The sequence below is a fragment of the Streptomyces sp. SID4985 genome, from assembly GCF_009863025.1.
Classification (GTDB): Bacteria; Actinomycetota; Actinomycetes; order Streptomycetales; family Streptomycetaceae; genus Streptomyces.
This window is the reverse complement of record NZ_WWIR01000076.1, coordinates 1-8,302: the sequence shown is the minus strand read 5'-3', so window position 1 is coordinate 8,302 and position 8,302 is coordinate 1. Positions and strand designations below refer to the sequence as shown.

General features: G+C 73.2%; 7 protein-coding genes. 4 read left to right on the top strand and 3 right to left on the bottom strand.

What is annotated here, in order from left to right; translation table 11 throughout:
* The 3 genes from GTW40_RS03200 to GTW40_RS03190 form a co-directional block, all read left to right on the top strand.
* The coding region (locus GTW40_RS03200) for a protein phosphatase 2C domain-containing protein (RefSeq protein WP_161178612.1) at window positions 1–961 on the top strand (961 nt) is incomplete at its 5' end.
* 70 nt (window positions 962–1,031) lie between these two features.
* Window positions 1,032–2,774 (top strand): pyruvate dehydrogenase, encoded by a 1,743-nt coding sequence (locus GTW40_RS03195; RefSeq protein WP_161178611.1) that lies wholly within the window; start codon window positions 1,032–1,034, stop codon window positions 2,772–2,774.
* 417 nt (window positions 2,775–3,191) lie between these two features.
* Window positions 3,192–3,554, top strand: coding sequence for an ATP-binding protein (locus GTW40_RS03190; RefSeq protein ID WP_237525309.1), 363 nt, complete (start codon window positions 3,192–3,194; stop codon window positions 3,552–3,554).
* Window positions 3,555–3,635: 81 nt separating this feature from the next.
* Here the strand turns inward: GTW40_RS03190 and GTW40_RS03185 are convergent, their stop codons facing one another.
* Together GTW40_RS03185 and GTW40_RS03180 are read right to left on the bottom strand one after the other, a co-directional pair.
* Window positions 3,636–4,676, bottom strand: a complete 1,041-nt coding sequence (locus GTW40_RS03185; protein ID WP_161178610.1) for a DUF2637 domain-containing protein — start codon at window positions 4,674–4,676, stop codon at window positions 3,636–3,638.
* 246 nt (window positions 4,677–4,922) lie between these two features.
* Complete coding sequence (locus tag GTW40_RS03180; protein ID WP_161178609.1) at window positions 4,923–5,768, bottom strand: (2Fe-2S)-binding protein; 846 nt, start codon at window positions 5,766–5,768, stop codon at window positions 4,923–4,925.
* 189 nt (window positions 5,769–5,957) lie between these two features.
* On the opposite strand from GTW40_RS03180, the gene GTW40_RS03175 reads away from it, so the two are divergent.
* Window positions 5,958–6,773 (top strand): GntR family transcriptional regulator, encoded by an 816-nt coding sequence (locus GTW40_RS03175; RefSeq protein WP_161178608.1) that lies wholly within the window; start codon window positions 5,958–5,960, stop codon window positions 6,771–6,773.
* Between the two features lie 174 nt (window positions 6,774–6,947).
* Here GTW40_RS03175 and GTW40_RS03170 read toward each other — a convergent pair whose 3' ends face one another.
* Window positions 6,948–7,730 (bottom strand): hypothetical protein, encoded by a 783-nt coding sequence (locus tag GTW40_RS03170; protein WP_343245605.1) that lies wholly within the window; start codon window positions 7,728–7,730, stop codon window positions 6,948–6,950.
* Window positions 7,731–8,302 lie beyond the last annotated feature (572 nt).

Sequence of the window (8,302 nt, the reverse complement as noted above, 5' to 3'; positions counted from 1 at the left end):
AACCCGGCCCCCCACCTACGACCCCGAACCCGTGGCCCTTCCCGCCGCCGACCCCGACGCCCTGGCGGACCTCGTCTCCGACACCCTGCTGGACGGCGCCCAGTACGGGACCTGCACGCTGCGGGCGGCCTCCATGCGGGGGGACTCGGCCCGGTACCGGGGTGAGCCGCGCAGGGACGCGATGCTCACCGCCCGGTTCGGGAGCGGGGAGCACGCACTCGTGCTCGTGGCCATGGCGACCGGCGCGCGCGCCGCGCCCCAGGCGCACAGGGCGGCCGCCGAGGCGTGCCGGTGGATCGCGGGGGCGGTCGGGCGAAGCCATGAGCGGCTGGCCGAGGACGTGCGGGCGGGACGGAAGGGGGCGCTCAAGCCGGGGCTGCACCGGCTGACCGACCGCAGCCTGGGCATGCTGCGCGCGAGTGCGGCGGAGCGGGAGCTGGACCCGGAGCTGTACACCGCGAGCCTGCGCTGTCTGCTGCTGTCCGCCGACCCCGACTGCCGCAACCGCGTGTTCTTCGGCGCGGGCGACGGCGGACTGTTCCGGCTGCGGCGGGGGGAGTGGCAGGACATCGAGCCGAGCCCGCCGACCGCCGAGAGCGAGACCGAGGCCGCCCCCGGCGCCCCCTTCGGCGCGCTGCCCGCGGCCTCCCCCGAGGGCGACCGGCTCACCCTGGACCTCGGTCTGCCGGCCCCGCCGAGCCCGTTCGCCCCGGCGCCCGCACCGGAGGCACAGCCCGCCTTCCGGTTCCGGGCCTCCGTAGCCCGCCCGGGTGACGTGCTGCTGATGTGCACGGGCGGGCTCGCGGAACCCCTACGGGGCGAACCGGCCCTGGGCGCGTTCCTCGCCCGGCGCTGGTCCCGTGCCGCCGCGCCGGGGCTGGCCGCTTTCCTGGCGGACACCCAGACGCGGGTGAAGGGGTACGCCGACGACCGTACGGCGGCGGCCGTGTGGGAGGCGTGACGGCGGTCCCTGTGACTTGATGGAACCGGAAGAGGCGTATTCCGGGACCGCGAAGGGGCAGACGACCACCATGGCCAAACAGAACGTCGCCGAGCAGTTCGTGGACATCCTCGCCAGCGCCGGGGTGCGCCGAATGTACGGCGTCGTCGGCGACAGCCTCAACCCGGTCGTGGACGCCATCCGCCGCCACCCCGGCATCGACTGGGTCCATGTGCGCCACGAGGAGACCGCCGCGTTCGCGGCCGGGGCCGAGGCGCAGATCACCGGCAGGCTGACGGCGTGCGCGGGGTCCTGCGGGCCGGGCAATCTGCACCTCATCAACGGCCTCTACGACGCCCACCGTTCCATGGCCCCGGTGCTCGCCCTCGCCTCCCACATCCCGTCCAGCGAGATCGGCCTGAGCTACTTCCAGGAGACGCATCCCGAGCGGCTGTTCCAGGAGTGCAGCCACTACAGCGAGATGATCTCCAACCCGCGGCAGATGCCCCGGCTGCTCCAGACCGCGATCCAGCACGCGATCGGGCAGAGCGGGGTCAGTGTCGTCACGCTGCCCGGCGACGTGGCCGACGAGCCCGCTCCGGACAAGTCCTTCGAGAGCGCCCTGGTCACCTCCCGGCCCGCGATCCGTCCCGGCGACGCCGAGATCGAGCAGCTGGTGCGGATGATCGACGAGGCCGAGAAGGTCACCCTCTTCTGCGGCAGCGGCACGGCGGGCGCGCACGCCGAGGTGATGGACTTCGCCGCCCGCGTCAAGTCCCCGGTGGGGCACGCTCTGCGCGGCAAGGAGTGGATCCAGTACGACAACCCGTACGACGTCGGCATGAGCGGACTGCTGGGCTACGGCGCCGCGTACGAGGCCACCCACGAGTGCGACCTGCTGATCCTGCTCGGCACCGACTTCCCCTACAACGCCTTCCTGCCCGACGACGTGAAGATCGTGCAGATCGACGTGCGCCCCGAGGTCATCGGCCGCCGCTCCCGGCTCGACCTGGCCGTCTGGGGCGACGTCCGCGAGACGCTGCACGCCCTGACGCCCCGGGTGAAGGAGAAGACCAACCGCCGTTTCCTCGACCGGATGCTGAAGAAGCACGCCGACGCGCTGGAGGGCGTGGTCAAGGCGTACACCCGCAAGGTGGAGAAGCACGTCCCGATCCACCCCGAGTACGTGGCCGCCGTGCTCGACGAACTCGCCGACGAGGACGCGATCTTCACAGTTGATACGGGAATGAACAATGTATGGGCCGCGCGGTACATCTCGCCCAACGGCCGCCGCAGGATCATCGGTTCGTTCTCGCACGGCTCGATGGCGAACGCGCTGCCCATGGCCATCGGCGCCCAGTGCGCCGACCGCGACCGCCAGGTCGTCTCCATGTCCGGCGACGGCGGATTCACCATGCTCATGGGCGACTTCCTGAGCCTGGTCCAGTTGGATCTGCCGGTGAAGGTCGTGCTGTTCAACAACTCCTCGCTCGGCATGGTCGAGTTGGAGATGCTGGTCGCGGGCCTGCCCTCGTACGGCACCACGGACGTGAACCCCGACTTCGCCGAAGTCGCCCGCGCCTGCGGGGTGTACGGCGTGCGGGTGGAGAAGCCCAAGCACCTGGCCGGGGCACTCAAGGACGCCTTCCGGCACAAGGGACCGGCCCTGGTCGACGTCGTCACCGACCCCAACGCGCTCTCCATCCCGCCGAAGATCAGCGCCGAGATGGTCACCGGGTTCGCGCTGTCCGCCTCGAAGATCGTGCTGGACGGCGGGGTCGGCCGGATGCTCCAGATGGCCCGTTCCAATCTGCGGAACGTGCCCCGTCCCTGATCCACCATCACCGAGCGTATGTTTCCGGCCACTTTCACACCACGTTCACGGAGCGTGGACCTCCGGTGCCGGACGGTCGCGTACGCGGCCACGGGGGCGCCCGGGGCGCCGTACGGCCTCCTGGGCGCGTCAGGCACCCTCGGGCCGCCGTGGGCGGCCCCGGCCGTACCCCGCACGGGCATGGCCGAACAGGCGGCGGTCCGCGGCCGCCCATGACTGCCCCCAGGGGCACTGGGCAAGCATCCCGGGGTACGCGTTCGACGCTCGACCAGGAGGGGGAGGTCAGGCACAGTGCGGGCGGGGGGCATCACCAGACGGGCACGAGGAGGCGGACCCGGGAACACCGGGGCGCCACCTGCGGACACGGGGAAAGGGACGGACCACCATACGGACGAGGGGCGACGGCTCTGCCGCAGGCTGGCCCGCGCCGATCTCGCGGCGGTGCCCGAGGCACGCCGCGACCTGCGGCGGCTGCTGCGCGGCTGGGGACGGCCCGGCGGCGCGGAGACGGCCGAACTGCTCACCAGCGAACTGGTCACCAACGCACTGGTGCACACCGACGACGACGCGGTGCTGACCGCCGTGGTCTCCCCGCGCGGACTGCGCGTGGAGGTACGGGACTTCATGACCCGCAGGCCGCTGCTCCGCACGGCCGACCCGACCGACGACACCCACGGCCGGGGGCTCGTCCTGGTGCGCTCCCTCGCGGACGCCTGGGGTGTACGGCCGCACCGGGTGGGCAAGTCGGTGTGGTTCGAACTCGGCGCCGGAGCGGGGTAGGAGAGCGAGCGGCACACGGAAACGGGACGGGGCGCCGTCCGCGTGGGTGGCGCCCCGTCCCGTACCGCAGTGCGGCCGTGCTCAGCCGAACTGCTGCTCCAGATCCTTCAGTTTGCGCTCCAGCGAGTCCAGGCGGGGGATGGCCATGGTGTCGTCCTCGGCGGTGAGGTCGACGGTGACCGGTTCAGTCCCCTTCCTCACGGGCTGGAGGGACGGCCGCGAGCGTCCGGGCAGCGTGTCCGATGCCGATATGGCAGGCTCCGCGGACACCGTGGCCGCGTCACGATCCATCTGCACCTCGACCTGCCGGGTCGGTGTGCGCCCGACGACTCCGCTCGCGCCCCGGCTCAGCGCCTTCAACTGGGCGCGCTCCACGCGCTTCTGGTCGCGGCGGCGCTGCCGGGTCTCCTCCTTCTGCCGCTTGTCGTCACGGGCCTCCTCGACCGCCTCGTCCAGGCTGCGGACGCCCTCCAGGAGCATCAGCGACCAGGCGCGGAAGGTCTCACGGGGTGCCCGTACCCAGCGGACGATGCGGATCTGCGGCAACGGGCGCGGCACCAGGCCCTGTTCGCGCAGGGCGGCCCGGCGGGTCTGCTTCAGCGCCCGGTCGAACAGCACGGCCGCCGAGAGCGACATGCCCGAGAAGAACTGCGGGGCGCCGTCGTGGCCGATGCCACGGGGCGCGTGCACCCAGTTGAACCAGGCCGCCGCCGCGGCGAACATCCAGACCAGGATGCGCGATCCCAGCGCGGCGTCGCCGTGACTGGCCTCGCGCACCGCGAGCACCGAGCAGAACATGGCCGCGCCGTCGAGGCCGAACGGCACCAAGTACTGCCAGCCGTCGGTCAGTCCGAGGTTCTGCTCGCCGAAGCCGACCAGTCCGTGGAAGGACAGGGCGGCCGCCACCGCCGCACAGCAGAAGAGCAGGACGTAGGACGCCGTGCCGTACACGGCCTCCTTGCGTCTGCGCCGCTCCTCGCTGCGCTCCCACGAGTCGTCCGCGTTCGCGTTCTCGTTGGAGGCACGCCTGCCGCGCGCGAGTACCGCCACCGCCACCAGCATCCCGAGGAGCAGTACGGCGCCCGGCAGCAGCCAGTTCAGCGATATGTCGGTCAGTCGCATCAGCGGTCCCTCGCATTGGGATGGGGTGTAACGCCCGCCATAGTGGCCCATACCCGGCGTGACTCCGGGGATTTCGGGGCAAGAGACCGCCAAGGAAGTGCCCTGGGGTGACCGGAGTGGCAAAACGTTCGAACTACCGCTTGAGGAGCACGAGTTGAGTTCGAATAAAGACTCCTCGTACGGACGGTTCCGTAACGGGGTTCCGGTGGTAGGCGAAGGTGCTCAGGCGGCCGCGGTGGGTGGCGGTCAGGCGGCCGCGGTGGTGGCGGTCAGCCGGGCGACCCGCTCGCTGTCGCAGGTGCGCGGGCAGGTGTCGCAGGCCTCCGCAGGGCGCAGGGTGTAGAACATGCAGCAGCTGACACGGTCCCGGGTGGGCGCCGGCGCCCCGTCCGGCGCGGTCAGCTCGCGGAACGCGGCCGAACCGGCGTACGGCTTCGTGGCGCCCGGCAGCAGGCGCTCCAGCTCGCGCATCGCGCGCGACTCCTCGCCCTCGCCGAGGAGCCCGGCGACGTACCAGAGCCCCTCCACGATCTCGTCGGTCGCCATGCCCCACAGCGCACGCCCGCGGCGGCGCATCCGGGGTCCGAAGGCGCCGAGCACCGGCTCCAGGTGCTCCGCGACGGCCGCGCGCACCTCGGCGCGCAGGGCCTCCTCGTCGGCCACGACGACCGCGCCGGGCAGGTTCGCCGCCGGGTCGCCGGGAAGGCAGGCGAAGGCGTCCGGGCGCAGGGTCATGCGCGAGGTGGTGCGGTGGTAGGCGACGTGCGCGGCGGGCAGCCGGGGCACCCGGCGGTGCAGGAACCACGGCAGGGTGATCATCAGACAGAGCGGCCACGCGTAGCGGTGCAGGCCGAAGCTCGCGATGACGTCCGGGCGCCCCCGCTGCCCGTAGTCCCGCAGCACCTGCTCGTCGTCCCAGGCCAGGAAGGAGTCGAGCTGCTCGCCGTTCGCCGCGAGTCCGTCGCCGGTCACCCAGCCCTCTCCCTCGGGCAGCGGCTCCGCCGGGCCGTTCAGCAGCGTCACGGTGAGGTACGGATAGACCTCGGCGAGACGGGCGTACGCGGCGGCGAGCGGCGAGACCGCAGCGGGCATGGCGGGACCACCGATCGTGAGTGCGGGCGCTGACGTGCAGGTAAGGCTAACCTTACCCGCCCTTCGGGGAATTTGAACTGCCGCCCCGGGCGCCTAAGGTTCTTGACGGACATATGACAGACCGCCGTCGATGTCCCCCTCGATCCCAGGACCTCAGGACCCAACCCCCGACAGCCGGAGGAGGACCCCGTGAAGCAGGGACTGCACGACCTCACCGGAGCGGGACTGCCATGGGGCGCGGCACGGCCCACGACACCCCGGGTACCGCCCCAGCCCCGACCGTCCGAGCCCGCCGCGGCGCCCCGCGAACGGGCCGTCGGCGCGACGGGCGCGCGCGGCGAGCACACGCACAGCGAGACGCCGATCCGCGTGCCGCGCGCCGCAGTCCAGCGCTCCTCGGTGCGCGGGCAGATCCTCGACGCGCTGCGCACCGCGCTGGTCACCGGCGAACTGGAGCCCGGCGAGGTCTACTCGGCGCCCGTCCTCGGCGAACGCTTCGGCGTCTCCGCCACGCCCGTCCGCGAGGCCATGCAGCAGCTCGCCCTGGAGGGCGCGGTCGAGGTCGTCCCCAACCGGGGCTTCCGCGTCGTCCGCCGCGGCGCCCGGGAACTGGCCGAACTGGCCGAGGTGCGGGCCCTGTTGGAGGTGCCGGTCCTGCTACGGCTCGCCCGTACCGTCCCGCCCGTCCGCTGGGCCGAACTCCTGCCGCTCGCCGAGGACACGGTGCGCGCGGCGGGCTCCGGCTGCCCCGCCGTCTACGCCGAGTCCGACCGCGCCTTCCACCGCGCCGTCCTCTCCCTCGCGGGCAACGAGCAGCTCGTCGGCATCGCGGAAGACCTGCACCGCCGCTCCCAGTGGCCCCTGGTGGGCACGCAGGCCCGCCGGGGGCGTACGGCGTTGTTGGCGGACGCGACCGAACATCTCGCTCTTCTGGACGCGTTGGCCTCCGGTCAGTTGGAGGAGGCTTCGCGGCTGGTGGGAGAGCATTTCGGGGCGGGGCGCTGACGGGCCGCTGAGGCGCGGGGCGTTGGTCTGTGGCTCCGCTGAGGCGTCGGTGCCCGCGTGACGCGCTCCGCACGCTGAACTGCCACTCGGCGGGCGGCTGTCCGGGCGCACCGCTGTGGCGTCCGGGGTTGCGGCGCGAGGCCGCGGGCGCGGAGTGCCCCCGCGGCCTCGCGACTACGCCGTGGCCGCACCCGGCGCTGGTGGGTTCAACTGCTCGGCCAGCCAGGTCGGTACGCCGCCCAGCAGGCGGAACAGCCGGCGGGCCTCCTCGCGCAGGCGGGATGCCTCCGGTTCGGTTTCGGTGTCCGCCAGGGAGGCGAGGGCGGGGGCCGTGCCCACCAGGTAGCCCAACTCCTCGCGGATGCGGAGGGATTCGGCGAAGCCGTGCCTGGCCTCGGCCAACTCGCCCTCGCGCAGGGAGAGTCCGGCGAGGTGGCGCCAGGTGAAGGACAGCAGCAGCGGGGCGGAGTGGGTGGTGGCGCCCGCGTGGGCCCGGCGGTAGGCGGCGCGGGCCGCCTGCGGGGAGCTGCTCAGGTTCTCGGCGAGCAGTCCGCGCCGGAAGTCCAGCAGGGCCCGTCCGGGGGACCCGGGAGCGATCAGTGCCGCCGCCCGGCCGAGCGCGGACCGTGCCTCGTCGGCGCGGTCCCGTACCCCGTGCAGCGTGGACGCGTAGGCGAGCTGGCCGCGCTCGCAGGCGGCCGCGCCCCGCTCGTCGTCGGTCTGGGCCCGCGCCTCGGCGGTGCGCAGCGCGTCCTCGGCGGCCTCCCAGCCCCGCTCGGTGTACAGGCAGCGCTCCACGAGCAGGGCGGCCCGCTGCAGGGCCGTGCCGGGGGTGTCCGCAGGCAGCAGGGCCGCCGCGTCCGCCCAGCAGGCCCGGGAGCGCAGCCGCCACACCGCGGTCTGGAGGGGATCGTCACCGGGGGTCGTTCCGTAACCAGACATGGCGGTGTACGCCACGTTGCCTCCTCCAGCACGCCGTCGAGCCGATGAGTGGTGGCGGCATTCCAGCACCGATCTCCGCGCGAGGCCAAGAGGATGGGTGAATTTTTTCACAAAGTTCCCGGCGCACGGGTGCGCCGGGGGCGCTCGGCCGGGTGTCCGATACCTGGTGGGCCTGGCGGCCCATGTCCGATGGCGGGCGGTCGGCGTAGGAGAAGCGCGCTGGTGGGGGTCCGAGAACGTCCGTGCCCAGCGCTGGGAGTCGGCTGTGTGGCGCTCCGTCGCTTCAGGGCCGGGGGCAGGGACGCGTCCCTCGTCCTCGGTACCGTCGTCGTCGGCGTTCCGGGCCACCGGTTCGGGACGGGCGGGTCGACCTGGGCGCGGGCCGGGTAGCCCGTGCTCGGTGGCGGGGATCGGTGGCGGAGAAGCCGCGCGGGTGGTGACTCGGAACGCCCGTACGTGGCCTCGGGGGCCGGACGCGTGGGGTCCTTGGTTCCTGGGCGGCGGGGTGGCCGGACGGCGCCCGATCGCCACCTGGGACTGGTCAGCGCCGTTCCGGGCCGCAGCCGCAGCCGCAGCCGCAGCCGCAG

Coding starts and splice junctions, on each gene's coding strand:
- GTW40_RS03185 (WP_161178610.1), bottom strand. CDS start 4,676: ATGCGACTGACCGACATATCGCTGAACTGGCTGCTGCCGGGCGCCGTA.
- GTW40_RS03195 (WP_161178611.1), top strand. CDS start 1,032: ATGGCCAAACAGAACGTCGCCGAGCAGTTCGTGGACATCCTCGCCAGC.
- GTW40_RS03180 (WP_161178609.1), bottom strand. CDS start 5,768: ATGCCCGCTGCGGTCTCGCCGCTCGCCGCCGCGTACGCCCGTCTCGCC.